This window comes from Solidesulfovibrio fructosivorans JJ] (genome assembly GCF_000179555.1).
Taxonomy (GTDB): Bacteria; Desulfobacterota; Desulfovibrionia; order Desulfovibrionales; family Desulfovibrionaceae; genus Solidesulfovibrio; species Solidesulfovibrio fructosivorans.
The window spans coordinates 40,196-66,987 of record NZ_AECZ01000016.1 but is presented as its reverse complement, the minus strand read 5'-3'; the positions used below and the strand labels follow the sequence as shown (position 1 = coordinate 66,987).

The window sequence follows — 26,792 nt, the reverse complement described above, 5'->3', positions numbered from 1 at the left end:
TCCATGAAATCGAACGTGTTGTTTGCGCTTGTCGTCTGTCTGGTCCTGGTCGCCGCCATCGCGCCGTTGCGGCGCGCCGTCGCGACCGAGCAACCCGTGGCCGTGGATTCCGCCGCGGTATTCAACGATCCCGCCGCCCCGGTCACCGGCAATCCGAAAGGGGATGTCACCATCGTCGAGTTTTCCGATTACAATTGCCCCTTTTGCAAGCAAGCCGCCGCGGCCCTCGACAAGTTGGTCAAGTCGGATGGCAAAATCCGTGTGGTTCACAAGGATTGGCCCGTGCTGACCGATGCTTCGGCCTATGGGGCGCGCCTCGCCCTGGCCGCCGGCTATCAGGGAAAATACGCCGCCGTCCATGCGGCCTTGATGCAAATCCCGGGCATGCGGATTTCAAAGGACCGGATGCTCGAAGCCGTCAAGGCCTCGGGCGTGGATATGGACCGTCTGGAAAGCGATCTGAAAGTCCATGCCAAGGAGATCGCCGCCTTGCTGGAACGCAATTCCGAACAGGCCGAAACCCTGGGGCTGCAAGGGACGCCGGCATTTCTCGTCGGGCCCTACATTGTCCCTTCCGCGCTTGGCTATGACGATTTCAAGCAGGTCGTCGCCGATGCGCGGACGAAAATGAAAGGCGACAAGTAGGGAACCCTTCCGGGGTTGCTCCCGGTAGACGGCCATGGATTCGAATCCTTCCGAGTCCGCTAAAAGGAAAGCAAGGGGCTAGGCAGTGTTTGCCTGGCCCCTTTTCCCGTGTGGCTAAAAGGGCTGGAAACAGTAGGGCGGTTGCTAATGGGGAAGGATCAGATGGAATTCGACCGGGTTGTGTGGCGAGATCATCTCTTGTCTCGCCACACAACCACAACAGGATGAGGGCAAAAAACTGCGCCACCTTCCGCATCCACGTCCTGAAGTTGAAGGCAGCGGCGGCCATGAACAGGTTGATGGCGTCACCGAGCACTCCTTTAAGGAAATTCCCCGCCATGCGGTGATCCTGTCTGATGTGCCCGATTACGGGTTCGATCCCGGCGCGTCTGCGGAAACGTAGCCTAGCCTTGCGGCGTTGGGAGGAAGTATCGTTTTTTTTCGGACGACTTGGCGTCACAATTTCCGTGTCGCCCACCCGGGTTCGACCGCGATAGCCCCGGTCACAGATGGCCACTTGGGGGCAGCTTCCCGTGATCTGCCATACCTGCTCCAGCACATCGGGCAACGTATTGCCGTCATAGATGTTTTCCGCAAACGACAACGCCCCGACGATGACACCTGTGGTCTTGGTCATGACCAGGGAAGCCTTGCGGCCGAACTCGTATTTCTTGTGCTCCTTGCCCTTGCCGATGCACAGCACCTCCGGCTCGTGCAGGCTGTAGATCTTGTTTTTGTCCGTCCGCTTTTGACCATGAACTCTTCGGAAAAGCTGAAGCGTTTCTCTGTGCTTGGCCAAGGCATCGCCCGGGAGTTTGCGTTCCAACTCCCGGATGAGCACACCGGCCATCGTCCGAATGCGTTTGATGATCCGGTTGCTCTTGACGCGCTGGAGCAGCAGACCAGGCAACTCCCGCCTGAAGCTCCGGCGCAGGCCAATGCCCTCGTGGGCAGCGATCTTTCTGCATCGCTTGATGATTTTTGTCAGAAGCTTCGTGCCGGTGGGTGGGGAAGGTGATGTTTTTTCCCTGACCGTGGTATCGACGGTGACTTCCACCTCCTTGGTGGTTTCCCCGTGCTGCGCCACCGAAACTTCGAAGATCAGGCGCGCTCTCTCTTCGCCGATTCTTTTGCAAAATAGACGAACTCCGAGGGATTACAGGGAAACTTCCACTGGAAAAGGCTTTCGCCGCAAAAGGCCTGAAAGTTGGGATTGGCCACCCAGGCCTCGACTACCCGCTCGTCGCTCAGATTCTCAAGCTGCTTGAGCAGGAACAGGCCGGCCATGAGCCGGATGGGCTTGGCTGGGCGTCCGGCCTGGCTATAGAGCCCGGCGAATGCCTCCTCGAAGCACTGCCAAGGGATGCGCTTGGCCAGTTTGAGCAGGGGATGGGCGGGATTGAGCTGATCCAAAAGGTCTGGATAAAGGAAATTGCCCTGCCGACTTTCGCGGGATTTTGCCTTCATGACCGCCCTCCAGAAGTGCTCAGATACAATCGGTTTTCTGCGGAATCACTGCAGTTCCTGCTTGAGGAAGATACATTAAAAACAGTATGTTGTTAGCATTTTTCAGACTGATGGACAGATTTCAAGACCGACTACTTTAGGGAAGTGGTACAAAACTGATCGCCTCCCCCGGTAGAGGGACCGGTTTGGATAACAAAGGGCGGAATGTGGCCATCGCTCCCCGGTGATGCGTTTTGGTTATGCCTGGGAGGGCGTAGATCAGCGACGTCATCGTAAAACGTATTGTGATGGCCCTTTGGTCGGCGTAATGTTTTTTTAAGGAAAAATGAATCAGGAGGGGGATGTCATGGCCTTCTCAGCGGATGCCCGAGGATGGGTCATGTCGGGTGGCGAATGCGGCCACTTTGGTGTCGGAGTCGTATCGGGGAGAGGCGGCAAAACGGGGAGCTTTTTACTGGCTCTCTTGGTGGAATTGGCTTTACAGCCCCCTGCCGAGGCGTTGGCGATCCAGACGCACGGCGGAGTCGAAGGCTTGTACACGCATCAGTTCGGCCACGTGTTGTTTTTGGTGGCAATGGTGGTGTTGTATTTTCGCCTGCGGCGTCTCGTGGAATGGACATCACGGGGCTGGCGGCTCATCGGCGCGTCCTGCCTGCTTTTCGCCATGTGGAATGCCGTGGCCTTTTGGGGCCACTGGTTGGAGGAGAGCATGTCCGCCATGCCTTTCGCAGGCGGGCCGACCCCTTGGAGCCGGGAACTGGTCGTGAGTTCCGGCTGGAAAGCGCTCCTCTTCTATGCGTGCAAACTTGATCATCTCCTCTCGGTACCTGCCATGCTTTTGTTTCTTTTGGGGCTTAGGGCATTGTATAAGGAGCGGCAATGACTCCTCGCCTTTCGGAATTGCCGATTTTTCTTGTCGACTTATTCGGGTCGGCCATGATGATTGTGCTCTCGATACTGGCCCTCCGCTATGCGTATAGGCTCATGCGCCGGGAGCCAAGGGAGCTGTTGCTGTCATATCTTTATATGTTCACGTTGGCTTTGATGGCTTTTTCAGTCGGACGCGGCGTCGGGCACATTGTGCGAGGCATTTTGGTCAATATCGGATATAAAGATGTCTGGGAATCAGTAGGTCCGGTAAGTGGTGCAATTAATACGATATCATTTATATACATTGCTGCGATCACTTGTTATTATTATTTTGTGGAAAAAGCATTTTTATTACTGAAGCAGGCGCACGAGAAACTTGGAGTAGCATTTGACGAGATACGTAGAAGCCGAGATCAGGCAATATTGTTGGAGCGTTGCGCAATATCGGATAGGATGTCCGCAACATTGGCTCACGAAACAAGGAATCCAATCTTTGTTATTGCAAATTTTGCAAAGTCGTTGCTTCGTAAGAGCGATATGAATGATCAAGCCAACTCAAAATTACGCATCATCGTCGAGGAGTCGCACAAGCTTGAACGTCTGATCGACGGTATCTTGAAAGCTAAGCACGATTTGCCATATCTCATGAGTCAGGTTTCTGTCGGAGAATTGCTTGCCGGGTTGCAAAAAATCGGCGAGGACAAAGCCGAAGCGGCGAAAATAGGCATACACCTTTCCCCGAGTCCAGAAGAACTCTGGCTCCATGTCGACAGGGAAAGCGTGTTGGTCGGCCTGACCGAAATCGTGCAAAATGCGATTGAGGCCTCCCCAAAAGGAGGGACGGTGGATATCGCCACGGTTCGCGTGGGCGAGAAAGTAATTTTTCGCATTTCGGATTCTGGAAAAGGCATCCCCTCGGCGTTGTTGCCAAAGATTTTCGAACCTTGCTTTAGTACCAAGGAGTTTTCCGCCGGATTGGGGTTGGCCTTCGCCAGGGAAATCCTGAAGAGGAACCGTGGCCTGCTTGAGGTTGTATCAATTCCCGAGGGAGGTACCACGATCAGCGTGGCCTTTCCCTTGGCTGGGCAGACGGATTGACGCCGTTGATATAGAGCCCAACGTCTTCGACTCCTCCCGGTTCTTTCACGAGGATGCCCGGGCCGTCGTTTCCAATCCCGCTGTCCATCTGCACGCCGCTGACGGCCGCAATTTCCTTCTCATGACGGATAACGTCTACGACGTGATAACCATCGACCCCGCTCCGCCCCTGTGGAGCGCAGGCACGGTCAATCTCTATACCAAGGAATTCCTGACGCTCTGTAAGGAACACATCAGCGAAGGGGGCGTGGTCAGCCTCTGGTTGCCGCCCGCTCCGGTGACGGATCTGGCCATGATCATGAAAACGTTCACGGAAGTCTTTCCGGACGCCACGCTGTGGCGGGGGCCGAATTTCCCGGGATTCTACTGTATCGGCGGCAAGAAATCTTTTGACCAGAGCCGGGAAAGTTTGGAACGCGTCGTCGCGAGTCTCCTCAAAGCGCCCGACCTCGGCGAGTGGTTTCCCAGGCTGCGCGATCCATCCGTGTTGCGTCGCATGTATGTCTTCGATTCCAGGCGGTTCGCGCAACTCGTGAAACCGTTTCCGGACGTGACGGACGATCGCCCGTACACGGAATTTCCGCTCTGGCGGGGCGTTCTCGCGGACAGGGTGCCGATACTCAGTGCCGAAAACCTCGCGAGAATGGTCGGACAACCGGAAGCGCCATCGGCCAAGCCCTAGGCAATGCCCGAGGATACGGCCGCCCCTGGCCGTGCCAAGGCCGGTTCGGAGTCCTTGGCGATGCTTGCGCGTTCCTGATCGTGCCATCGAGCGGCAGGCGGCGACCCGCGCGCCTGGGGCGAGGCTTCAGGCCGCCGTCCGGCCGTCCTCGTCTCGTCCGAAGGACAGGATCACGGAGGTTTCGCCGGGGATCTCGCAGGAAAGGGCGATGTCCCAGCCGTTGGTGCGGGCGATGAGCCGGGCCGAGTAGGTGCCGAGCCCCGTGCCCCAGCGCTTGCCCGAGGTGACGTACTTTTCGAAAAAGCGCTCCCGGATGCCCTCCGGCACCTCGCCGGAGTTGGCGACGCGCAGGGTCCGCAGGCGGGTGTCGCCCTCGATGCGGCATTCGCCGCCGGCCGGCGCGGCCTCGATGGCGTTCTTGATGAGGTTTTCCAGCATGGTCAGACAGAGCATTTCCTCGCCGACCACGGGAAAGGCGTCTCCCTTCGTGACCGGAACCCCGTCGAGGCGCACGGCCATGCGGATGTTTTTGGCCTCGGCGGCCAGACGCGTCTCATGGAGGCTCCGGGATGCCGTGCGCAGGATGTCGAAGGGCTCGCGCTTGCAGGCGTAGGTCCCGGTCTCCATCTGGTACAGGGCCAGGGACATGTTGATCATGTGCAGCATGCGGTAGCCCGATTCCTGGAGCAGGTGCAACAGTTCGATATCCCTGGCCGGCAGGTTCTTGTTCTTGAGGATCAGACGCGGCATGTGGATGACGCCCATCAGCGGCGCCTTGAGGTCGTGGCGGGTGATGCGTTCCACGTCCTCGCGCAGGGCCTCGAGCTTTTTGCGCTCGGAGATGTCCCGGAAGACCGCCTGGTAGACGTCCTCGTTGATGCGCCGGCCGCTGACGCTGGCATGGACCCGCCGTCCTTCCTCGGTCAAAAACACCCTGTCGATCCGGCTGACTTCCCCAGCCATGGCCCGCGTCATGTCGAAAGGATTGTCGCCGAGATTGTTCGGTTCTATGAGCGCCAGGTAGTTTCTGCCGCGCAATTCCTCCAAAGAGTGGGCGAGAATCTGACAGGCGGCCGGGTTGGCGTCCTCGATGCGCCCTTCCCGGTTCATAAGGAGGATGCCCACCGCGGATTGTTCATAGAGGACGCGGTAGCGCTCCTCGCTTTTGCGCAGCTTGTCGTTGGCGTAGGTGAGTTCCCGGGTGCGCTCCCGGACGCGCCGCTCCAGTTCCTCGTGGGAGCGGCGCAGGGCGGCCTCGACTTCCTTGCGGGCGCTGATGTCCCGGTTGCAGCCGCGGATGCCCAGATACTCGCCGGAATGGCTGAAAATGGGCCGGCAGTGGTGGTGTATCCAGATGGTCCGGCCGTCGGGCCGGATGATGCGCAGTTGCAGGGTGCGCTGGCTGCGGTCGGGACTCAGTTCGGCGCCGGCGTGTTCGCGCCAGGCGGCGGCGTCGTCGGGATGGACGAGGGCGTCGAACATGAGGTGCGCATCGGCCATGTACTCCTCAACGCTATGGCCGCTGATGCGCTGGCAAGCCGGGGCGATCCAGAGAAACCGGCCGTCGGGACCCTTCCAGTACTCCCAGTCGTAGGTGAAATCGGCCACGGTGCGCAGCGTTGCTTCGCTTTGGCGCAAATTGGCCGCTGAACGCCTGGCCGCTTCGGAGCCGCGTGCCAGGGCCTCTGCCATGGCGTTGACCGAGCGTTCGAGGCGCCCCAGCGCCCCCGTGCCCAGAGGCCGGGGAATGCGGGCGGTCAGGTCCCCGGACCCGAGGGTGCCGGTGACCGCCACGATGGTGTCCAGCCGCCGGCCGAGCAGGCCTGAGCCGACCAGCCAGGCCAGGCACAGGGACAAGCCGAGGGCCAGGGCGAGCAGGTAGAGATTGCGCCGCAGCAGGGCATTGGCCCGATCCAGGCTTTGTTGGCGGGGAATGCCCACCACGATGGTCAGATACGGGTCCTCCCCCGGACCCAGGCGCAGTTGGGAATAGGCGTAGATGCGGTCCACCCCGTCCGCGCCGATGCGGTCGACCGCGCCTTGGGGGATGTGCTTGCGGGCCACGGCCGCGCGCAGCGGGGTGGGGAGCGGACTGCCGATGCCGCTTAACGGATCGGACGGCATCCGGTAAATGCGCCGCCCGGCCCGGTCCACAATGGACAGCACCGAATCCAGGGGCAGATCGGCGTGCTTGAAGATGTTGCCGTAGGTGTCCAGCCGGATGGTAAGGACGAGCTGGCCGAGGAGAGCTCCCTTGGCGTCGCGCAAGGGCTGGACGAAGGGAAAGGTCGGCGGGGCGTCGGGAGCCGCGCGCTGGAACGCGCCCGCCGTGAACGCGCCCCGGCTCATGGCCCGCTCAAAGGCGGGAAGATCGGCCAGACTGGTCCGTTGCGTCGGGGCGGCCGTGGACAGGATGCTCCCGTCCGGCCCGGCCAGGGTGATATTGGCCACCATGGGAAAGGCGGCGGCGACGATCTTGAAGCCTTCGGCCACGGCCCCGGCGTCGCCGGCCTTGATCCGGGGCTCCTCGGCCAGCTTTTCCAACAGCTGGCGCAGGCCATGGGTCGTGCGTTCCTGGATCTCGCCGATGCCCTGGGCCAGGATCTGGGCATTGTGTTCGGCATCGATCAGGGCGTGGTTGCGGGCCTCGAAGCCGGTCATCAAGATGATGCCCAGGGCCGGCAGCACGGCGATGAGCACAAGGAGGACGAGCAGGCGGCGGATGGAGCCGTTGATGACGGGACCAAGCCGGTCCGTTGTCCGGTCGCGCAGATGGTGGGCGGCGGCGATCCAGGGACTGGATGACGGAGGTTGGACCATAGTGGTGTCCCTCGACGGGTCGAAGCTTTGGGCTGGCTTTGTGTGTCCCCCGATACGGAGAGGACCGCGCCTGGGGCGTATCCACCCTGATCCTGAGCCCGTATCGCGGGGAACATAACGCGCCCGAAATTTCGTTACAATAGGAACAAAGTGGCGCGGTATCCGACTCTCCAGGTCGGAAGTCCGCTTGTCATGCGACGCCGATGGGTTCGCCCGAAGCGAAGGACGGTTCGTGCAGGGGAATCACGATGTCCGCCGCGTCGCGGATCCTTCGCAGGATGTCATAGGCGGCGTAGGTATTGACGCAGGTGCCCGGCGGGATAACCGTCATCTCGCGGGCCGTGACGGATTTGGGCGGGAAGAGGTTTTCCCGTATGACGCAAAAGCCCGTGATGACGGCCGAGCCGGCCGGCGTATCCACGAAGACGGACATGCCCCCTTCGGTATGGGCCGGGGTGTGGACCATGCGCAGGCCGGGAACGATTTCGGTGTCCGAGGACAGGGACAACATCTGCCCGCCTTCCAGCACGTCCTCGATGTATTCGTCGTTGTAGCGGTAATCCAGCGGGTGCGGCTCCCTGGCGTGGGCCAGCTCCTTTTCGTGGACGTAAAACACCGCGTTTTCGCACAGCCCGTCGTTTTCGCAGTGGTCGTTGTGCAGGTGGGTATGCACCACCACGTCGATGTCGGAGGGGGCGAGGCCGAAGCGGGCCAGCCCGTCGGCAAAGGAACGGATGGGGCCGCCGATGGCCGCTTCCCGGTGCTCGGAAATGACGGGGCGCATTTCCCCGGTGTCCACCAGAATGCGCTTGTCCCCGCCCTCCAGATACCATCCGTAGATGGGAATCGTATAGGGCTGCCCATAGTCGAACTGGTAGGTCATCATGCCCTTGTCGAATTCCTTGGTGCCCAACACGATGGGATGGATTACAAACGTACTCATGGCATCCTCCACGGCATGGCGTCGCACCGAGAGTTCCGCACGAACCCGCTGCGGCGTCCGTCTCTTTCTTTCGGGGCAATTCCCCGCACCCTGGGGCACTATCCTCCTGTTGGCGTCCCTTTGCAACCGGTTATGCGATATAAAGCGCGGCATGACCCGCGCCGTCGCGCCAGTGTCCGTGCAGCGGGAAACGACAAAACAGTGGAGACTGGAAGGGGAGGGGGCTTTTACAGAATTTCCCCGCGTGCGCCGGTTTTCCGGGCAATGCGGTCGTAAAGCGCCTTACATTTTCGAAGGTGGGAGGATGCGGTTTCGGGCGCGTCGCAATACACGACCCGGGTCGCCCCGCCCGAGGCGGTTTGCAGGCGGGCGGCTCCCTCGGCCAGGACGGGGCGCGGCGTCCGTCCCGGAGTGACGGCCAGGAGCACGGCGTCGGCCGACCGGGCCAGCCGCAAGGCGTCGCCGGAGTCGGCCACGGGCGCGGCGCAAAGGATCACGACGTCATAGGCTTTGCTCAGCCGGGTAAGGGCCGCGTCCAGTCGCGGACCGTCGAGAAGGCGGTCGGCGTCTTCCGGGGAGGCCGGCGGCGTCCCGGGGGGCAGCAGGAACAGCTCCTTTTGGCCTCGGGGCGCGATGGCCGCTTCAAGGGAGGTTTCACCGGCCAGGACATCGGCCAGGCCGGGCGTCGGGGCGATGCCGGCCAATGCCGCCAACGCGTCGTTACCGAGGGCGGTGTCGGCCAGCACGGTTCGCCGGCCGCTTCGGGCCAGGGCCGTGGCCAGGCCCAGGGCCAGCTCCCGGGATGCCTCGGCAGCCTCCCGGCCAGGCGCGGTCACCAGGAGGCGGTGCGGATCGGTCCCGCTTTCGGGAAACAGGGCTTCGCGCAGGCGGCGCAGGCTTTGGGTCCGCGCTTCCGCTTCGCCCAGGGGGATGGTGGGAAGACGGGCGCTTCCGGCAGTGGCCAGGGCCCCGGGGCGCGTCGCGGCGGCATCGACATACTCGGCCACAAGGGCTGCGGCCAGGGCCAGAAACACGCCCAGGGCGACGCCGAGGGCCAGCATGAACGAAAGCCTGGGGCTCCGGTATTCGTCGATCTTGTCCGGCATGGAGGCCGGTTGGGCCATGCGGGCCAGGGACAGGTTCAGGTGCTGGCCGAGATCGGCCGCCGTGTGCAACTGGTTGAGGCTCAAGAGAAAGGTCTGGGCCGCCTCGGCCTGGGCGCTGGCCAGGGCCACGGCGGCCGTGCGGCCGGGATAGGCCTGGACGGTCTTGTCCAGCTCGGCCAGGAGCGTGGCATAGGCCGCGTCCTGGGCCTTGTAGCCGGCGCGGTCGGCCGTGTATGCGGCCAGGCGCTCGTGCAGGAAGCGGAACGTCTGGTCCATGGACGCGGTTTCGGAGCCGAAGACCTTGAGCTCTTCGTTTTTGAGCAGGCCCTTGGCCAAAGCGATCTTGGCCTCGATCTCCTTGACCGCCGGATGGGCGGCGGTCAGCCGTGTTTTGGCTCCGGCCAGGTCCAGGTACAGGTCGCGCAGGGTCATCTTGAGGGCGGTGATATCGTTCGAGAGCTGTTTGGTCGCCGTGGCCTTGTGCATCTCCGGCCGGCGCGACAGCTGGGCCGCGACGTTGTCCGCCATGGCCCGGGCCTTGAGCAGGGCGAGGCGGTTGGCGTCGCGGTCGCCGGCCAGAAGGAAGTAGCGCGTCACGATCTCTTCGGCTTCCTGGGACAGGTCCACGGCTTTTTCCCGCCGGCGTACGGCGCTTTCAATGGCCAGCCGTTTTTCGTAGTCGGCCCGGGCCCGGGGCAGGGCGTTTGCCGCCGCCTGGGCCATGGCGCGGCATTCCTCTCGGCGCATGGCGGTTTCGCGGGCCATAAACGACCGGGCGGCGGCGTTGGCCAGGGTGATGGCCTTGTCCATGGACTCGGCCAAGGCGGTAAATTCCAGGAGGTCGGCGTCCTCCGCCATGGCCGCCTTGATGTAGGGTCGGGGAAAGACCGTGTGGACGAGAGACCTGTTGCTTAATTCCTCATAGGTCAGGTCGCGCCGGCCGAACCTGGGCCAGGAGTTGTCGATGATTCCGCGCACGAAGGGCACGAGCTCGAGAATTTGCAGGGACTTGCGTTTGCGGGTCAGGTGCTCTTCGTCGACCAGCGGCCGCAGCACCAGCGCGGTGTTGGCCAGGGCCTCGTAGCTGTCGCGCTCGGCCTCGGTGAGGGTGGCGGCGTTTTGCGTCGTGGCGTCCAGGGTCAACTGGGCAAGCAGGCTGGCCTTGTTGGGGGAATGGCCGAGGAAGACCTTGGCCGTGGCGACGTATTGGGGTTCGGCGATCAGGGCGAGGACGGCCAGGGAGAAGAAAATGGGCGCGAAGACCCAAAACAGCAGCCGCCGACGTCGCCAGAGCAGGCGCAGGAAATGACGCAGTTCCATGGGTCAGCCCGCCGGGACGCCGCGTTGGGCGATGCCGGGCTGGCATGTCCGTATCAGGCCGATGGGCATGGCGCATCATTAGAGACTTTGGAGGCTTTGCGCAAGGCGACGCGGGAGAAGGCGGCCGCGCCGGCGAGGCGGCCCGGCCAGGGCAGTTTTCCCGTGACACGATCTCGCTTTGGCTTTAAAAACGGGTATGCCTGACACGATAGCCAGCGCCAAAGCGGATGCCCAGACTGTCGGGTTGTTCACGGGCAGCGTCCTCGCCGACGCCGGGCTGACGCTTTTTGCCACCATGCTCGGGTACGGGACGTATCTGATCGACGGGGACGGGCGTGTCGTCAATTCCTGGACCAGCGACTACGCCTCGGCCGGGCCGGCCTATCTTCTGGCCAACGGCGATCTGCTGCGCACCGGTGTGGCCTATCTCAACCAATACAGCGTCTCGCTCCACGCCTCCTCCGGCGGCGTGATCGAAGAGTACGATTGGGAAGGCAATCTCGTCTGGAGCTACGAATACATCGGCGACGACTACAGCCAGCACCACGACGTCTGCGTGATGCCAAGCGGCAACCTCCTCATCATCTTCTGGGGATACAAATCGAGCGCCGAGGCCATGGCCGCCGGCCGCGACCCCGCCACGCTCTCGTCGAACGGGCTGCTCGTCGACAGTATCGTGGAGATTCAAAAAACGGGTCCGACCTCCGGCGTGACGGTGTGGGAATGGCACGCCTGGGACCACCTCATTCAGGACGTCAATCCCGGCCTGCCCAACTACGGCGTGGTCGCGGACCATCCGGAGCGCATCGACATCAATTACACCGGAACGCCGGTCAAGGGCACCGGCGAAGCCGACCCGGACTGGACCCACGTCAACGCCGTGGACTACGATGCGCGAACCGACCAGATACTCATCAGCGTGCACACGTTAAACGAGGTCTGGGTCATCGACCACAGCACCACCACGGCCGAAGCCGCCGGGCATACCGGCGGGAATTCCGGCCACGGCGGCGACCTGCTCTACCGCTTCGGCAATCCCCAGGCCTCGGACGCCGGCGACGCCTCGGACCAGCTTTTTCACGGCCAGCACGACGCCCAATGGATCGCCGAGGGCCTGCCCGGAGCCGGAAACACCCTGGTGTTCGACAACGGCTGGCAAAGCCCTGACGGCGAGTACTCCCACGTGTTCGAACTGCGCCTGCCCGTGGACGAGGAGGGGAATTACCTGAAGGATGCGGACGGCTCCTTTGCCGATCCGGAACTCGTCTGGACCTATCCCCAATACGACGCCCCGGAGTTCTATTCCGCCTACGTTTCCGGGGCCCAGCGCCTGCCGAGCGGCAATACGCTCATCACCCTCGGCGCTTCGGGCACGTTCGAGGAAGTGGATTGGGGCGGCAACGTGGTCTGGAAATACGTCAACCCCGACACCGACAGGGGCGTGCTCGGACAGGGGCAGGCGATCCCCGGCGACGAGCAGGGCAGCGCCAACAACGTGTTTCGGGCCGTGTGGTACGGCTACGATTTTACCGGCTTTCTGGGCAAGGACCTGACAGCGGGAGCGGAACTTGTTCCAAGCGGCGTTTCCGCCACGCTTGCCTCCTCGATGACAAGCCTTCTCGGCCAGCCGCTCGCTGTCGCCGTGGGCTGAAAAAGACGAACGTGTTGTCCTCGCAGACACAGGGATGGCGTTCGAGGACATGACGCCTGCCGGGGGAGCGTCCCCGGAACCGGTCCGGAGAAGCGTGATGCGCACGAGATCTTTTCATTTCCTTTTGGCCGTGGCGGCGTTGTTCTGCCTGATTCCGGCCGCGCCCGGCGCGGGTTTCGCGGCGGAGAGCGTCGTGCGTGTCGTAAGCGGCCTGCCCCGGCTTGTCGTGGACGGCCGGGAGGCTCCCGCGTCCGGTTTCTACGAGGTCTACTATTATCCGTCCAAGGGGCGTCCGATACCCAACCAGCCGGATTACCGGGACCCCCGCTGGGTCGCGGCCATGCGGCGCGTGGTCGATAGGGCCGTTGCCCAAGGGGTGCGGGTGGTCATGGCGAGCATCTGGTGGGGCGATGTGGACGGCGCGGCCAGGCGGCCGGCCAAGCCCGCCAAAACCTACGATTTCGCTCCCTTTGACGCGTTCATGGACTATGCCCGCTCGCGCGGTGTCGAGGTGGTGGTCAAGACCTCCGTCAACCACTTCCTGCCCAGGTGGTGGCTGGCCGAACAGGGCTTTCCCGACAACGCGGGCTACCAGAAACATTCCCGTTGCGCCCTGTGCGAGACCGACGCCTATGGCACGGCCTTCGGCAACCCGAGCATGGGCAGCCTGGCCGTGCGCCGAGATTACACCCCGTTTCTCTCGGCCCTGGTCGCGCGCTACAGGACGCATCCGGCCCTCATCGGCTGGGCCTTCGGCCTGGGGCCGACAGGCGAGGACGCCTACGGTCCCAACTACATCGTGGTGGACGCGCCCGGCGGCGGCCGTGGCCTTGGCCGCAAGCCCATGATGTTCACCGATTATTCGCCGGATTTTACCATTCGTTTCCGGGACTGGCTGAAGCGCAAATACGGCTCCGAAGCGGCCCTGCGCCGGGCCTGGAACGATCCCGGCGTGTCCCTGGCCAGGTTCCGCACGCCGCCTCCGCAAGAGTTTGTGCGCGACCCGGCCGCCTTTTCCCGGGAGCCCTTTCCGGACCCGGCCATCGACCGCGGCATCGACCCGGCCACGGTGCTGACGGCCAAGGGCATGGATTTCTACGCCTTCCGCGTCCAGGCGAGGGAATCGGACACGGCCTATTACGCCGGGCTGATTAAAAAGCTCGATCCGCGCCATGTGCTCCTTTTCAATGCCCGGGCCCGGGCCAGCGCCCGGCAACAGCCGGACATCGACGGCATTTTCTTCAACCCGCATCCGCTCTTCGGCCGGCCGCTCTTTCACGAGCTCAACCAGTTCTACACCATCCTCCACTCCGTGGAGAGCATCGTCCGGCAGGGCAAGCTGGCCCTGGTGGCGGCGGAAAACAGTCCCCTGCGCACGCCGGCAAACGGCCGCTGGGAGACCCCGGAGCAGATCAACTACATCACCGCCCTGGGTTATAGTGTCAAAAGCCTGGGCGGCATCATGGGCTACGCCGTGGACCTGCTCGATCCGGGGACGACCGACCACTGGCTGCCCACCTGGTTTTCGAACGAGGCCAAGGCGGCCGAGCGGGCCATCGCGGCCTACAAACCCGTGCCCGGGGCGGGACCTTGCGGCCCGATCCGCGAACTGCGCCGGCAAAACCGCTGCGACGTTGGACAGGCCCCGCCCGAAGGCTGCGGCCTGATCGACCTGGCCTACTTCAATTATTGCCACACCGGCGGCGAATGCGACGCCAACCACGACGGCACGGTGAGCCCCGAGGAGCTGGCCGCCTGCCGGGGACGGTCCTCGCCAGGCCTGCCGGCGGCTCCCTTGCTTCCTCCATCCGGCGGCGGGGCGGGCATGTCCGGCGCTCCGGCCGGCAAGTGCGGCGACGGGGTTTGCGACGACTTCGAACGCTCCAAGGGCGTGTGCCCAAAGGACTGCGGGAGTTCGGGCCAGTCGTCCGGGGGAAGCGCGTATGCGCCGGCGTCTCCCATGGTCCCGTCCGGGAGTGGCACGGGCGTGTCCGGCGCTCCGTCCGGCAAATGCGGCGACGGGGTTTGCGACGACTTCGAACGCTCCAAGGGCGTGTGCCCAAAGGACTGCGGGGGCTCGGGCCAGTCGTCCGGGGGAAGCGCGTATGCGCCGAGGGCTCCTATGACCTCATCCGGCGGCGGGGCGGGCATGTCCGGCAAATGCGGCGACGGGGTTTGCGACGACTTCGAGCGCTCCAAGGGCGTGTGCCCAAAGGACTGCGGGAGTTCGGGCCAGTCGTCCGGGGGAAGCGCGTATGCGCCGGCGTCTCCCATGGTCCCGTCCGGGAGTGGCACGGGCGTGTCCGGCGCTCCGGCCGGCAAATGCGGCGATGGGGTTTGCGACGACTTCGAGCGCTCCAAGGGCGTGTGCCCAAAGGACTGCGGGAGCAACGCGACGGGTACGGCGGCTCCCTAGCGACGGCATGTCCGTACATGCGAGAATTTGAGGAAGGGGAGGGCGTGAGAGGGGAGAATTCTTTTTCAAAAGATTTTCTCTCTCGCCTCCCCTTTGCACGACGATGACTCCATTGGAACGCGGCGGCATACTTTGATCAAACGGACGTGCCTCATTCTGGCCGCCGCGGCAGTGGGACTGCTTGTCGCGGCCGGGCTTTACCAGGTCCCTTGGTGGGCCAGCCTTTCCGGGCTGGCCGTGCTGGCGCTTGGCGTCGTATCCCTGCTCAGCCCCCTGTACGGGCTGATGGCGACGGTTTTTACCCTCATCATCTCCACCGCCAACGCCTATTACCTGGTGGTCAACACCTTACAGATCCACTTTTATCCCTACTACATACCGCTTTTCTGCACCTGCCTCGGGATACTGGCCCAGGCGGCCCGGCACAAGCAGCGGCTGCGGGTGCGAACATCGTTTCTGCCGATCATCCTGCTCATTTTCTGCGCCGAGGTCCTCACCGTGCTGTGGGCGCCGCATTTCTATTGGGGCGTGGCCAACGTGTTCCGGCTTAGCCTCAATATCGCCCTGTACTACAGCGTGGTCCTGCTCGTGGATACCGAGCGCAAGGCCGACATCCTTTTCAAGACGATCATGGCCAGCGCCCTGATGACGTCGGCCGGCGTCATCGCCGCGACGACCTACAGCTATGACCTGCACCATTACTTCACCACGAAGTTCGCCCTGGAGCTGCATTTCTACACGATCCGGGCCGGCGGCATCGAATCCTGGAACCAGAGCGCGGGACTGCTCACCGTGGCCAGCATCCTGGCCGCCGGCTATGCCGTGCTGGCCCGGACGCTTGGCCGGCGCATCCTGTGGGCCTTGGCCGCGATGTATTTCTTCTGCGCCATGCTGCTGCCGGCCAGCCGTGGGGCGCTGCTCGGCTTTCTCGGCGCGGCGGTGCTCTTTTTGCTGGTCCATCCCCTGACCCGGCGGCTTTTCCTCAAGAAAACGACGCTCTTTGTCGGGGTGCTGGTGATCGGCATCCTCGTGACCACGCCCGAGTACATCGACCGGCTCATGGTGGGCTTCGGCTATACCGGCGAACTGCTCTTCAGCAAAAAAAAGGCCGCCTCGACCAGCGACAGCGACGCTACCGGCCTGTCCACGCGCTTCAAAATCTGGAAATCGGGATTTCGCGACATGGGTGATAAGCCGGGCACGCTTGTCGCCGGGCTTGGCGCGGGCGGCTTCACCTATCACGTCAAGGTCTTTGAAATACACAACCTCTATCTGGCGTTTTTCTTCGACATGGGCATCTTCGGCCTGTTTCTGCTCGCCTTTTGGGCCGTGGTGTTCTTTCTGCGCAGCCGGCCGGTGTTTGATCGCTACGAAGCCTGGCTCCTGCGGCCTCCCGACGGGTTTCGCGCCTCCCGGGACTTCACCTGCGTCATGTTTTTTGCCGCGCTGACGACCGTGGTGTCGGAGTTGGCCATCCACGGCCTCGTGGACTACGACCTGACCTCTTTCGTGTCCCGGTACGCCTTTTTGTATCTGGCGGCCTACGACGTGGCCTTGCGGCTGGCCGAGGAACAATGCGGCTTTCTGAGCGCGGCCGGCGGTTTGGCGGCCTTGACCGGGCCGGGCGGCGAGGTCGCGCAAGCCATTGCGGTCGAGCGCCGGGATGCGGCTTAAAAGCTCAAAAGCAGCGAGCCGTAGACCGTTTCCCCCCGAAAGCTGTGCTCGGCGCATAAGCCGTGGAGCCACTTGGCCACGAAGGTGAAGTCCTTGCCGCCGATGGGCAATGTGGCGGTCACGGCGGGGCCGAGCCCCGTTCCCGAGGAATAAAACCCGCCCATGGTGGCGCCCGTGCCCGTGTCCGGCGTGGTCTGGGCCAGCACATACCCCACCGCGCCGAAAGCCAGCCGTTCGTTGACGTGGTAGGCCAGGGTCCAGTCCAGGTGGAACTGGTTGCCGGACAGGTAGTGGGTGGCCGGGTTTTCGGTATTGATCATGTATCCGGCGTTGAAGGACAGCTCATAGCGCTTTTTCGCCAGCCAGGTGAAGGCGAGGTTGCCGTCGAAGGTGACGTAGTTCATGCCGAGGCTGGTGAGCGCGTTTTTGTCGTAATAGCCCGTGGGGAGAAAGACCATGGGCGTTACGGTGAGTGAGCATTCGCCGAAATTCCAACCGGCCATGACCGGCATGAAAAAGATATCGGAGAGCCCGCCCCTGTCGCCGTCGCCGCCTCTATGCAGCTGGCGCGCGGCGTCGAGGCCCGCGCGGCGGGACCGGGCGCGGTAATCGGCCGTCACGTCGCCGGTCACGTGTTCGTTGAAGATGACCGGCACGCCGAATCCCAGGCCGAGAAATCCGCCGATGGCCGGAACCTCGAACATGCGGCTTATGGTGGTGACGTTTAACGTCATGGTCTGGTCGAGGCCGGCATAGACCCGACCGCCCTTGAGGGTGCCGTCCATGTGGCCGGACTGGTAAATCGTGTCGCTGCGCAGGGCGAAACCCGGGCCCGGGATGAAGGCCATGAGAAAGTCGCCGTAGGCTCCCTGGCTGTAATGGCTGGCTCCGCTCTCGGCGGCGCGGGCCGTGCCGGAGAGCCCCGGGGCGCACGAAAGCGACAGGATGCCCAGACACGCGACGAGCAGATACCGGAGCGGATGGGGCATGGCGGTCCCTCGTTATTTTTCCCAGGCGAAAATGCGTTTCCGGTCCTTTTTCATGCTGATGACGATCCGCCCCTTCTATGGGCCGTCGGGAAAAGAGGAGGGCTAGCCTCCGGTTCGGGGCGCGCCCTTCCCGGGCGTGACGAGGCGGCTTCCGTCCGGGGGGCGTTTCTTGAAAAACATGGTGTAGAGTTGCGAGGGGCCGAGGACCTTGCCCAGTTCCCAAACGGCGAACAGGGGAATGAAGGCCATGAAGATGACGATGAAATCGGCAAGGACTTGCTCCCAGCTCGTCTTCATGAGTTTGTCGAAACCCCAGCCGAGGCCCCGGCCGTGGATCAGGCCCATGACGGTGTCCTCCTCCAGGGAGAAAAAGATCGCGCCCAGGCTGAAGACCAGGGTCTGGCACAGGCTGGACACGATAAGCGGCCGCTTGTGGAAACGCTTGAAAAACCCCATGGCGTTGCCCACCAGCATGAGTTTGGCCAGAATAGCCGCTTCGACAATGCTGTAGCCGTAATGGGAAAAGGTGAATTCGTACTCGAGGAGGATGAGCCTTTTATACCAGGCGAAAGCGCCGAGCAGCAGGGTCAGGTAGAAAAAGAGCAAGAGAAAGGTCCGCGCCTCCTCGATGAACTTGCGCCGCATCGCCGCGCCCTTGTTGCGTATCCAACCCATGAGGCCTCCTTTCCCCGGACACGGCGCGGTGCGCCATGCCTGCCGCGGACCTGCCGCGACGGCCGTCATCTCTCCCGCCTTTTCGAGCGTTGTTGTTGGATGACGCGGCGGGGCGCGGTCGAGGGCCTTTTTCCCGCGACCCGTCGCGACGAACGCATCGCTCAGGCGCTTTTCCCCGGGGCCTCCTTGGCGTCGAACGCCTTGCGCCCGCTGATCCAGGTCGCCAGGACCTTCGGGTTGGCGGCGGCAAGGTCCTGCGGGGCGACGTCGTAGAGGTCGCGTTCGTAAAGGACCATGTCGGCCTTCATGCCCGGGGCGAGGACGCCGACGTCGGTTCTCCCCGTGGTCGCGTTGCTGCCCTGGGACAGGCCGGCAACGATGTCCTTGACGGGCACGGGCGTGCGGGAGGCCCCGCCGCCGACCATGGCGATGTTCATGATCGTGGTCGGCGCGCTGAGTTCCAGGGGCGAGACGCCGAAGTCGGTGCTCATGCCCACCGAAACGCCGGCCTCGATCATTTCCTTGACCGGATAGGAGGCGTTGTTGGCCTCGCCGTAGTAGCGCTCGAGTCCGGCCTCGGCCTGCCAGAAGCCCGGCTGCATGGTCGTGACGACCTTGCCCGAGAAGGTGGCGATGCGCCTTATCTGGTCCGGCCGGGGAAAGGCCAGGTGGATGAGCGTATGCACGCCGTTGAGCTTGCCTTTTTTGGCGACCACGGCGGCCAGGGCGTCCAGGGTCACGTCCAGGGCCTTGTCGCCCTGGATGTGGTAGTGGCAGTTGAGGCCGACTTCCTCCAGCCGGGCGATGATGCGGTTGATGTTCTGGTTCTTGCCCATGGAGTCGTCGGCGGCGACGGTATGGAGCCCATGCCCGCCTTTCTTGTTTTCCCAGGTGGTCCAGGCCTGGCCGCTGGTATAGGCGCCGTCAATGAAGAGCTTGTTGCCGACAAAGCGCACCAGGTCCGTGTCGTGGCCTTTTTCCGCGAGCCCTCCCTCGAGGTCGTCGAGGCCGAAGAAGGTGTAGTTGTAGTTGACGCGAAGGGGCAGGATGCCCTTTTTCTCCATGTCCCGGCACATGTCCGGATGGTTGATGCGGCCCATGGGCGCGCCCATGAGGTCCACGATGCCCGTGTAGCCCATGGCGGCCCAGGCGTTCATGAATTGCAGGGTGCCGGGAAGGATCGCCGCTTCGGTAAAGAGCGGCAGCAGCGGGTTGCCGGCGAGTGTCATGGCCTCTTCGCGCAGCATGCCCGTGGCCTTGCCGTCCTGGGTGACGACTTCCCCGCCGCTTGGCACCGGCGTGGCGGCGGTGATGCCGGCCTTGGCCATGGCCGCGGAATTGGCGAGCATATTGTGGCCGAGGTCGTCGACCAAGAGCACCACCCGGTCGCCGGTCACGGCGTCGAGTTTGGCCAGATCGGCCAGGGACCAGGCGTCGTAATCCATCAGTGAGAAGGCCGCGCCGATAAAGGGGGCGTCGCCGGGGTGCGCGGCCAGGGCTTTGGCCACGGCCTGGGTTATGGCGTCGGGATCGTTTTTGCCGCGCAGGTCCGCGCCGCTGAAGAGCAGGGCCGATTCCACAAGATGGACATGGCTGTCGCAAAATCCCGGATAGAGCGCGCCGCCGTCGAGATCGACGATGGCGGCGTCCTCGTGCGCGGCGGGGTTCACGTTGACGGCCGCGACCAGGCCATCGGCGACAAGGATGTTTTCGACGCGGCTGACGGCGTCCTGATAGATGCGGCCGTTGGTGAAAAGCGTGGGCACTGTCTGTCGGTCCACGTGGCGTCCTCCTTCGGTTCGGTTCTCTTGGGGCGATAACTGCCCCGGATGGCTATTTCGACGCGGCATCGAACGCCTTGCGTCCGCTGACCCAGGTCGCCAGGACCTTCGGGTTGGCGGCGGCAAGGTCTTGCGGTGCGACGTCGTAGAGGTCGCGTTCGTAGAGGACCATGTCGGCCTTCATGCCCGGGGCGAGCGCGCCGACGTCGCTTTTCCCCGTGGTCGCGGCGCTGCCTTGGGTAAATCCAGAAAGAAGCTCCCGCATGCTGAGGGGCTTTCGGGACGCGCCGCCGCCGACCATGGCGATGTTCATGACTTTCGTGGGGGCGGCGAGCTCCAGCGGCGAGACGAAGAAGTCGGTGCTCATGCCCGTGGCCACCCCGGCTCCGAACAGGTCCTTGATGGGATAGGAGGCATTGTTGGCCTCGCCGTAGTAGCGCTCGAGTCCGGCCTCGGCCTGCCAGAAGCCCGGCTGCACGGTCGTGACGACCTTGCCGGCGAACGAGGCGATGCGCTCGATCTGGTCCGGGCGGGGAAAGGCCAGGTGGATAAGCGTATGCACGCACTCGAGCTTGCCCTTTTTCGCGACCACGGCGGCCAGGGCGTCCAGGGTCACGTCCAGGGCCTTGTCGCCCTGGATGTGGTAGTGGCAGTTGAGGCCGACTTCCTCCAGCCGGGCGATGATGCGGTTGATGTTCTGGTTCTTGCCCATGGAGTCGTCGGGGGCGACGGTATGGAGCCCATGCCCGCCTTCCTTGTTTTCCCAGGTGGTCCAGGCCTGGCCGCCGGCATAGGCCCCGTCGATGAAGAGCTTGTTGCCGATAAAGCGCACCAGGTCCGTGTCGTGGCCCATTTCCGCCAGCCCCCCGTCGAGGTCGTCGAGGCCGAAGAAGGTGTAGTTGTAGTTGACGCGAAGGGGCAGGATGCCCTTGCGCTCCATCTCACGGCACATCTCCGGTCGCAGGATGCGGCCGATGGGCGCGCCCATGAGGTCCACGATGGCCGTGTAGCCCATGGCGGCCCAGGCGTTCATGAACCGCCGGGCGCCTTCCTGGACGGCGGCGCCGGTAAAAAGCGGCAGCAGCGGGTTTCCGGCCAGGGTCATGGCCTCTTCGCGCAGCATGCCCGTGGGCTTGCCGTCTTCGGTGATGACCTTGCCCCCCGAGGGCACGGGTGTGGCGGCCGTGATGCCGGCCTTGGCCATGGCCGCGGAATTGGCGATCAGATTGTGGCCGAGGTCGTCGGCCAAGAGCGTCACGCGGTCGCCGGTCGCGGCGTCGAGTTTGGCCAGATCGGCCAGGGACCAGACGTCGTAGTCCGCCAGCGAGAAGGCCGAGCCGAAAAAGGGGGCGTCGCCGGGATGGCTGGCCATGGCTGCGGCCACGGCCGTGGCGATCGCCTCGGGATCGTTTTTGCCGCGCAGGTCCACGCCGCTGAAACCGACGCCGGCTTCGACCAGATGCACGTGGCTGTCGCAAAATCCAGGATAGAGCGCGCCGCCGGCCAAGTCGATCACGGCGGCATCCTGGTGGTCGGCGGGATTGACGTCAACGGCCGCTACGCTATCGTTTTCCACAAGGATGTTGGCGACGCGAGTGTCGGCGTTTTGATAGATGCGGCCATTGGTGAAAAGCTTCGGCATCGTCTGTCGGTCCACGTGGAGACCTCCTTTGGCTGGTTTGCTTGGGGGCTGGGGCCATTTTGCCAGCTTCCCGCATTGAACCACGACACTTCCTTGCTTTGGCCAATCCGCTGTCCCGGGCATGCCACCTGGCATGCAAAACAGCGCAAGACGCATACATGCATTGTATTGCAGAGAGCGGTGAAAGTTCGCCCTGGTCGCGACGGCAACATCAGGCGACAATTATCGGTCTTGGTATGGATAATAGCAGCAATGCGAGGGAATGTCAGGGGTGCGGAGGTATATTTTTGAAAGCCTGGCGTATTTCTTGTTTGGGAAAGAAACCAAGAAAAATCAAATGGTCGTGTCAGGGCGTCACAATGCGGGAAATGCGGAAGTCGACAGGTATGGATTACTTTTTGCAAAAGCGGCGGCGCGAGTGCTTTTGATGACCGCCATATTACTACGCCATGCGCCGTCGGCCTATTTGCTCTTGTCCCCGGCAAGGCAACGGATCAGGGCTTCGAGTTGACTCGTCAGGTCTTCGGGGCTGGCCGAGGCAAGATCGGGCAGGGCGATGATCTGGCGCATGAGCTGGAAGCCGGAGATGATCGAGAGCAGCATGGCCGCGCGCATCCCGGGATTATCGCCCTTGAACTGGTCGGCCACCGGTTTGAGGTAGCGCACGGCGTTTTCCCGCAGGATCGCCGCCGCTTGTTTGTTCGCCGCCGAGCGCAGCAGAATCAGGATGCCATCCGAGGTCAGGCCGGGCACGGATTTGGCGATGAGCCGGGCGGCCACCTCCCGGCTGAGCGTCTCGGGATCGCTTTCCGGCTTGATGATCTCGCTTAAAACGCCGGGGCCGGACAGGGTCACCTCCACGACTTCCTCAAACAGCTTTTCTTTCGAGCCGAAATAGCGGTTGACGAGCATGGCCGTCACGCCGGCGTTTTTCGCGATTTCCCGCACCCCGACCCCGTCGTAGCCGAAACGCGTGAAAGCCAGGCGCGCCGAGTCCAAAATGGCCTGGCGCGTTGCGATGGCGTTGCGGTGTCGTTTGCGGGGCTCTTTTGGCTTTTTGGGTGTCGTGTCTTCCACGTTGTTCCCCGGCAGCTCGGAAACGGCCTGCCGTCCTGCGAGCTGGTGCTGTGCGCGGGGCTTGTTATGTCGCCGCCGCGGGCTTTGGCGGCGACGGGTCGGCGCGAAACCGCCCCGTGCGTTGGTGGATGGCTGTGGCGCGGATTTTTATGTATACGAATGTAGACATTCGGTCAAAAGAGGTCTACACGTGTAGAAAAAGTTGACCCACAGCCTTATTGCCCTTCGGAATCGATCTCGCGATGTTCTGGTAAAACTCCTCATTTTACAAGGAAAAAGCCAAAGAAGGCAAAAAGGAACACGCCGTGAGGCGCGCGCGTGTCGCGTGCGCGCATTGTCGTGGCGTCGTCGTTTTCAGGGAACCTCCGGCCAAGAGCCGCCCGGTCCCGGGAGAACCTGTTACCCCGGCTGGATGCGGCAAGACAAAGCCATCCGCCGGTCGAGGCGTGATACGTATGTTGCAGCTTTCGCTTCCGTTGCGGGAAGCCGTCAAAACTGGTCTGGCCCTCAGCATCGCTTGCGGCCTGGCCATGGCCATGGGCTGGGCCAACCCGTATTGGGCCGGCCTCGCCGTGGCGGTGGTGAGCATGCCGACAGTCGGCGAATCCATCAACAAAGGCGTGCACCGTTTGCTCGGGACCTTGCTCGGCGGCATACTCGGCATACTGTGCGTAAGCCTGTTTCCACAAGAGCGGTGGGCGTTCATCGGATTCCTGTCGTTGGTCATGGGATTTTGCGCGTACCGCATCACCATATCGCGCTATGTGTATTTCTGGTTCATCACCAGCTACGTCGCCATTCTTGTCGGGGCCAATGTGGCCGGCGGATCACAGCATGTTTTTTATACGGCCACGGTTCGCATGGAGGAGACGGCGCTCGGCATCATCGTGTATGCGATCGTCTCGGTTTTCATCTGGCCGCAGCAGTGCGCCTTCGATGTCCATCGCTTGGTCAAAAGCCTTTTTGGCGTTCAGGCGAAAGTAGCGGACCACCATTTTTCCAGAATGCTGCATCCGGATACACCGAACGGCGCGGAGAACTGGTACAGCCTGGAGGCGCAGCTTCTCAGCCAATGGAAGCGGCGGCTCTATGCGGCCGAGACGGAGCAATTCGAAATCCACGAGGCCAAGGGGTGGTGGTGGCAACTGGTCGCCTTGTGCCAGGAAATGATGGAGGCCTTGGAGCTGTGGCGGGAGGAACTGCCCGACTTGGCCGGGTGCGATATCGCCGCCCTGGTGCCGGCCCTGCCGGACTTTCGCCGGGCGTTGCGGCAGCGTCTGGCGAAACTGACCGTGTTCGAGGAAAACGACAATCCGCCGGCGGTTCCTCCCCGGGTGGAACTGGTCATCGACAAGGACTTGTTCGCGGCCTTGCCGCATTTCCAGCAGACGGCCCTGCGCGATGTCGTCCATACCCTGTTGCGGGTCGAGCGCCTCAGCTTCGATATCGGCGATTGCCTGCGGATCATCAGGCTGCCGCCGCGCGAACGCATCAGGCCGCCGCGGCTTCCCGCGGCCGTCGCGCGCCGGCCAGACGGCGACAGCGTCGCGGCCGCCATACGCATCATGGCCAGCCTCTGGCTGGGCGCGCTGGCCTGGATTTACGTCGATCCGCCGGGCGATATGATGTTTGTCGTGTTTGTGGGCGTGCACGCTTTGATCGGGTTGATGACGCCGCAAATGAACTGGCCGAAGTTCGTCCTGGCCAACAGTATCGGCGTCGTCCTGGCCAGTTTGCTCTATGTCTTCGTCATGCCGTGGCTTTCCGGCTATTTCGAGCTATCCGTACTGCTCTTTATTTTTACGGTCCTCATTTATTACGCCTTTTGGGACCCCCGCGCGACCATGTTGAAGATGGCCGCCATCGTTCCGTTTATCATGCTGACCAATTTGCAGTCGCAGCAACAGTACGATTTTGCTGTCTTTGCCAACAACGCCGTGGCCATGCTGGGCAGCATGATCTTTGCCGGGGCCGTTTCCGTCGTTCCCTTTTCCTTGCGGCCGGAAAAGATGTTCGTGCGCGTCACGACACGTTTCTTCCGTCAGGCCGAGCGGGTCGCCTCCCTTTTCGGGCACTCCTCCGGTCGTGATGCCGGGAAACGGAGCGCGTCGCCTTTGCTCGGGGCCATGCAGACCTCGGTCGGCAAGGTCGGCGGTTGGGCCGCGGGCATCGATTACGGGCTGATGCCCGCCAATCCGCCGGAGAAGGCCGCCGCTTTGGTTTCAAGCCTCAATACCATCGCCTATCGCTTCAAGATGCTTGCCGATGCCGGAAAACGTCCCCAACCGCTCTGGCGGTATTGCGCCGACGAAGTGGGCCAATGGACCACAGCCATTGCGGAATTGCTCGGGCCCTGGGCGCGGGGGCTCTTCGACGTCAATTCCCCGGGCATGCTGCGGTTGCGGCTGGCGGCGATGGAGGCGCAGTTGGAAGGAACCTTGCGCGCGCTCCCGGACGGTTTCGCGGAAGATGATTACGCCAACGCCTACCGGCTGCTCGGCAGTTACCGGGGACTTTACCAGGCGCTCGTCGCCCATGCCGGCTTGGCGGCGGACATCGATTGGGGCTTGTGGCGCGAAGCCCGCTTTTGAACCGGACGAAGGAGAAGGAAATGTTGTCCGCACCGTATGAAGTCAATCTGGCCGGGGTTTTTCTGCCGCCCATGCTGGTGGCGGGAGCCCTCGGCCTGCTGCTGTCCTATTGGTTGACCCGGGCCCTGACCCGCTACCGGCTATCCCGGTTTTTTGCCGCGCCCCCCCTCGTGTTTCTCTCCCTGGTCGTCATTTTGACCGGGGCGATAGAATCCCTGCTTTTTATAAGGTGACATCCATGAAATTGCGTTCCTGGAAAGTGCTTCTCACCACGGTGGTCGTCGTGGCCGCCCTGGGCATGGTCGTCTTCAAGTACCGCCAATACATGCTCGATCCCTGGACACGGGACGGAAAGGTCCGGGCCAACATCGTCCAAATCGCGCCCCGGGTTTCCGGTCCCATCGTGCAATTGCCCGTCATCGACAACCAGTTCGTCCATAAAGGGGATGTGCTCTTCGAGATCGACCCCCGGACGTACCAGGCGGCGTTGGATCAGGCCCGGGCCAATCTGGACAAGACGCGCGACGAGATCGAAAACCTGGAAGCCCAGGTCAAAAGCGCGGAGGCTGCTTTGGAGCAAAGTCGCACCACGGTGCGCAACGCCTCCTTCGGGGTGACCAGCGCCAAGGCGCATTCCGAGGAAGTGCACAAGGACCTGGGCCGCAACAAGACCCTCGTTGACAACGGCACCATCGCCAGACGGGATTTCGATTTGAGTCAGGAAAGCGCCATCACCGCCCAGGCGTCCCTGAACCAGGCCGAGGCCCAGCTCGACAAGGCGGGCGCGGCCAAGCTCCAGGCCGGCGCGGAACTGGCGCGGGCCAAGGCGGCCCTGGGCGCGCCGGGCGAAAACAATCCGCATTTGCGGGAGGCGGTCGCCCAGTGGGAGCAGGCCAAGCTGAATCTCGAATTCACCAAGGTCAGGGCGCCGGTTAACGGGTATGTCACGAATCTGAATCTGCGCCTGGGCAGCCAGGCCGTGGCCAACCAGCCGCTTCTGGCCCTGGTCGACACGGAAAGTTTTTGGGTCGCCGGCTATTTTCGGGAAACCGTCATCAACAACATCCGAAAAGGCGACAAGGCCGTGGTGACGCTCATGTCCTACCCGGAAACGCCGCTTCCCGGCGTGGTGGAAAGCATCGGCCAGGGCATCGCCCAGGATGACGGCTCGACCGGCCAGGACCTTCTGCCCACCATCAGCCCGACATTCGAGTGGATCCGGCTGGCCCAGCGCGTGCCGGTGCGGGTGCATATCACGAAAAAACCGCGGGATGTGGCGCTTCGGGTCGGCACGACCGCATCGGTTCTCGTGCTGACGAAATAAGCCGTTTTTCCCCGGAATCAC

General features: G+C 63.0%; 18 protein-coding genes and 1 pseudogene. 10 read left to right on the top strand and 9 right to left on the bottom strand.

The annotated features are described in order from the left end of the window. Positions 1-3: 3 nt before the first annotated feature. The gene (locus tag DESFRDRAFT_RS12355; RefSeq protein WP_005994367.1) at positions 4-645 is read left to right on the top strand and encodes a DsbA family protein; all 642 of its coding nucleotides are present in this window, start codon (positions 4-6) and stop codon (positions 643-645) included. A gap of 214 nt (positions 646-859) precedes the next feature. Here DESFRDRAFT_RS12355 and DESFRDRAFT_RS23000 read toward each other — a convergent pair. Continuing rightward, a pseudogene (locus DESFRDRAFT_RS23000) lies at positions 860-2,112 on the bottom strand (IS5 family transposase); the annotation flags it as partial. 346 nt (positions 2,113-2,458) lie between these two features. Here DESFRDRAFT_RS23000 and DESFRDRAFT_RS12340 point away from each other — a divergent pair. From DESFRDRAFT_RS12340 to DESFRDRAFT_RS12330, 3 genes are read left to right on the top strand one after another with little or no spacing between them, the layout of a single operon-like run. After that, the gene (locus tag DESFRDRAFT_RS12340) at positions 2,459-2,995 is read left to right on the top strand and encodes a hypothetical protein (RefSeq protein ID WP_005994361.1); all 537 of its coding nucleotides are present in this window, start codon (positions 2,459-2,461) and stop codon (positions 2,993-2,995) included. Next, positions 2,992-4,080 (top strand): sensor histidine kinase, encoded by a 1,089-nt coding sequence (locus DESFRDRAFT_RS12335; RefSeq protein ID WP_005994360.1) that lies wholly within the window; start codon positions 2,992-2,994, stop codon positions 4,078-4,080. Before DESFRDRAFT_RS12340 ends, DESFRDRAFT_RS12335 begins: the two co-directional genes overlap by 4 nt. Next, a complete protein-coding gene (locus tag DESFRDRAFT_RS12330) occupies positions 3,998-4,762 on the top strand; it encodes a spermidine synthase (RefSeq protein ID WP_081458490.1) in 765 nt (254 codons plus the stop codon). The genes DESFRDRAFT_RS12335 and DESFRDRAFT_RS12330 overlap by 83 nt, the downstream gene beginning before the upstream one ends. Positions 4,763-4,888: 126 nt before the next feature. Here the strand turns inward: DESFRDRAFT_RS12330 and DESFRDRAFT_RS20810 are convergent, their stop codons facing one another. The 3 genes from DESFRDRAFT_RS20810 to DESFRDRAFT_RS12315 all read right to left on the bottom strand — a co-directional run bounded on the left by DESFRDRAFT_RS20810 (position 4,889) and on the right by DESFRDRAFT_RS12315 (position 10,951). Continuing rightward, on the bottom strand, positions 4,889-7,582 hold the full coding sequence (locus tag DESFRDRAFT_RS20810; RefSeq protein ID WP_005994357.1) for a PAS domain S-box protein: 2,694 nt from the start codon (positions 7,580-7,582) through the stop codon (positions 4,889-4,891). A gap of 190 nt (positions 7,583-7,772) precedes the next feature. Next, positions 7,773-8,525 (bottom strand): N-acyl homoserine lactonase family protein, encoded by a 753-nt coding sequence (locus DESFRDRAFT_RS12320; protein WP_005994355.1) that lies wholly within the window; start codon positions 8,523-8,525, stop codon positions 7,773-7,775. A 227-nt stretch (positions 8,526-8,752) separates the two neighbouring features. Continuing rightward, complete coding sequence (locus tag DESFRDRAFT_RS12315; protein WP_005994354.1) at positions 8,753-10,951, bottom strand: hypothetical protein; 2,199 nt, start codon at positions 10,949-10,951, stop codon at positions 8,753-8,755. A gap of 196 nt (positions 10,952-11,147) precedes the next feature. Here DESFRDRAFT_RS12315 and DESFRDRAFT_RS12310 point away from each other — a divergent pair, with 196 nt between their 5' ends. The 3 genes from DESFRDRAFT_RS12310 (at position 11,148) to DESFRDRAFT_RS12300 (ending at position 16,692) form a co-directional block, all read left to right on the top strand. Then, positions 11,148-12,602 carry an aryl-sulfate sulfotransferase gene (locus tag DESFRDRAFT_RS12310; RefSeq protein ID WP_005994353.1) on the top strand — a complete coding sequence of 485 codons (1,455 nt, stop codon included), beginning with the start codon at positions 11,148-11,150 and terminating at the stop codon, positions 12,600-12,602. A 97-nt stretch (positions 12,603-12,699) separates the two neighbouring features. Then, on the top strand, positions 12,700-15,018 hold the full coding sequence (locus DESFRDRAFT_RS12305; RefSeq protein ID WP_005994352.1) for a beta-galactosidase: 2,319 nt from the start codon (positions 12,700-12,702) through the stop codon (positions 15,016-15,018). A gap of 132 nt (positions 15,019-15,150) precedes the next feature. Then, positions 15,151-16,692 (top strand): O-antigen ligase family protein, encoded by a 1,542-nt coding sequence (locus tag DESFRDRAFT_RS12300; RefSeq protein WP_005994351.1) that lies wholly within the window; start codon positions 15,151-15,153, stop codon positions 16,690-16,692. Here DESFRDRAFT_RS12300 and DESFRDRAFT_RS12295 read toward each other — a convergent pair. The 5 genes from DESFRDRAFT_RS12295 to DESFRDRAFT_RS12275 all read right to left on the bottom strand — a co-directional run bounded on the left by DESFRDRAFT_RS12295 (position 16,689) and on the right by DESFRDRAFT_RS12275 (position 22,856). Next, complete coding sequence (locus DESFRDRAFT_RS12295; protein WP_005994350.1) at positions 16,689-17,681, bottom strand: SphA family protein; 993 nt, start codon at positions 17,679-17,681, stop codon at positions 16,689-16,691. The genes DESFRDRAFT_RS12300 and DESFRDRAFT_RS12295 overlap by 4 nt on opposite strands. Positions 17,682-17,783: 102 nt before the next feature. Next, positions 17,784-18,356: a hypothetical protein gene (locus DESFRDRAFT_RS12290; RefSeq protein ID WP_005994349.1), complete on the bottom strand. Its 573-nt coding sequence runs from the start codon at positions 18,354-18,356 to the stop codon at positions 17,784-17,786. 161 nt (positions 18,357-18,517) lie between these two features. Beyond that, positions 18,518-20,137, bottom strand: a complete 1,620-nt coding sequence (locus tag DESFRDRAFT_RS12285) for an amidohydrolase (RefSeq protein WP_005994348.1) — start codon at positions 20,135-20,137, stop codon at positions 18,518-18,520. A 52-nt stretch (positions 20,138-20,189) separates the two neighbouring features. Next, positions 20,190-21,794, bottom strand: a complete 1,605-nt coding sequence (locus DESFRDRAFT_RS12280) for an amidohydrolase (RefSeq protein ID WP_005994346.1) — start codon at positions 21,792-21,794, stop codon at positions 20,190-20,192. A 447-nt stretch (positions 21,795-22,241) separates the two neighbouring features. Continuing rightward, a complete protein-coding gene (locus DESFRDRAFT_RS12275) occupies positions 22,242-22,856 on the bottom strand; it encodes a TetR/AcrR family transcriptional regulator (RefSeq protein ID WP_005994345.1) in 615 nt (204 codons plus the stop codon). Between the two features lie 455 nt (positions 22,857-23,311). Between DESFRDRAFT_RS12275 and DESFRDRAFT_RS12270 the strand changes: the two genes are divergently transcribed. Genes DESFRDRAFT_RS12270 through DESFRDRAFT_RS12260 form a run of 3 tightly spaced genes read left to right on the top strand, consistent with a single transcriptional unit; the run spans position 23,312 to position 26,771 of the window. Continuing rightward, entirely contained in the window at positions 23,312-25,447 is a 2,136-nt protein-coding gene (locus tag DESFRDRAFT_RS12270; RefSeq protein WP_005994343.1) for an FUSC family protein, read from the top strand. Positions 25,448-25,467: 20 nt separating this feature from the next. Next, a complete protein-coding gene (locus tag DESFRDRAFT_RS12265) occupies positions 25,468-25,680 on the top strand; it encodes a DUF1656 domain-containing protein (RefSeq protein WP_005994342.1) in 213 nt (70 codons plus the stop codon). A 5-nt stretch (positions 25,681-25,685) separates the two neighbouring features. Then, positions 25,686-26,771 (top strand): HlyD family secretion protein, encoded by a 1,086-nt coding sequence (locus DESFRDRAFT_RS12260; RefSeq protein ID WP_005994340.1) that lies wholly within the window; start codon positions 25,686-25,688, stop codon positions 26,769-26,771. The last annotated feature ends 21 nt before the right edge of the window (positions 26,772-26,792 follow it).

What these genes read in the sequence shown, in the direction of transcription:
- DESFRDRAFT_RS12355 (WP_005994367.1), top strand. Translation starts at nt 4, where the DNA reads ATGAAATCGAACGTGTTGTTTGCGCTTGTCGTCTGTCTGGTCCTGGTC.
- DESFRDRAFT_RS12340 (WP_005994361.1), top strand. Translation starts at nt 2,459, where the DNA reads ATGGCCTTCTCAGCGGATGCCCGAGGATGGGTCATGTCGGGTGGCGAA.
- DESFRDRAFT_RS12335 (WP_005994360.1), top strand. Translation starts at nt 2,992, where the DNA reads ATGACTCCTCGCCTTTCGGAATTGCCGATTTTTCTTGTCGACTTATTC.
- DESFRDRAFT_RS20810 (WP_005994357.1), bottom strand. Translation starts at nt 7,582, where the DNA reads ATGGTCCAACCTCCGTCATCCAGTCCCTGGATCGCCGCCGCCCACCAT.
- DESFRDRAFT_RS12320 (WP_005994355.1), bottom strand. Translation starts at nt 8,525, where the DNA reads ATGAGTACGTTTGTAATCCATCCCATCGTGTTGGGCACCAAGGAATTC.
- DESFRDRAFT_RS12315 (WP_005994354.1), bottom strand. Translation starts at nt 10,951, where the DNA reads ATGGAACTGCGTCATTTCCTGCGCCTGCTCTGGCGACGTCGGCGGCTG.
- DESFRDRAFT_RS12310 (WP_005994353.1), top strand. Translation starts at nt 11,148, where the DNA reads ATGCCTGACACGATAGCCAGCGCCAAAGCGGATGCCCAGACTGTCGGG.
- DESFRDRAFT_RS12305 (WP_005994352.1), top strand. Translation starts at nt 12,700, where the DNA reads ATGCGCACGAGATCTTTTCATTTCCTTTTGGCCGTGGCGGCGTTGTTC.
- DESFRDRAFT_RS12295 (WP_005994350.1), bottom strand. Translation starts at nt 17,681, where the DNA reads ATGCCCCATCCGCTCCGGTATCTGCTCGTCGCGTGTCTGGGCATCCTG.
- DESFRDRAFT_RS12290 (WP_005994349.1), bottom strand. Translation starts at nt 18,356, where the DNA reads ATGGGTTGGATACGCAACAAGGGCGCGGCGATGCGGCGCAAGTTCATC.
- DESFRDRAFT_RS12270 (WP_005994343.1), top strand. Translation starts at nt 23,312, where the DNA reads ATGTTGCAGCTTTCGCTTCCGTTGCGGGAAGCCGTCAAAACTGGTCTG.
- DESFRDRAFT_RS12265 (WP_005994342.1), top strand. Translation starts at nt 25,468, where the DNA reads ATGTTGTCCGCACCGTATGAAGTCAATCTGGCCGGGGTTTTTCTGCCG.
- DESFRDRAFT_RS12260 (WP_005994340.1), top strand. Translation starts at nt 25,686, where the DNA reads ATGAAATTGCGTTCCTGGAAAGTGCTTCTCACCACGGTGGTCGTCGTG.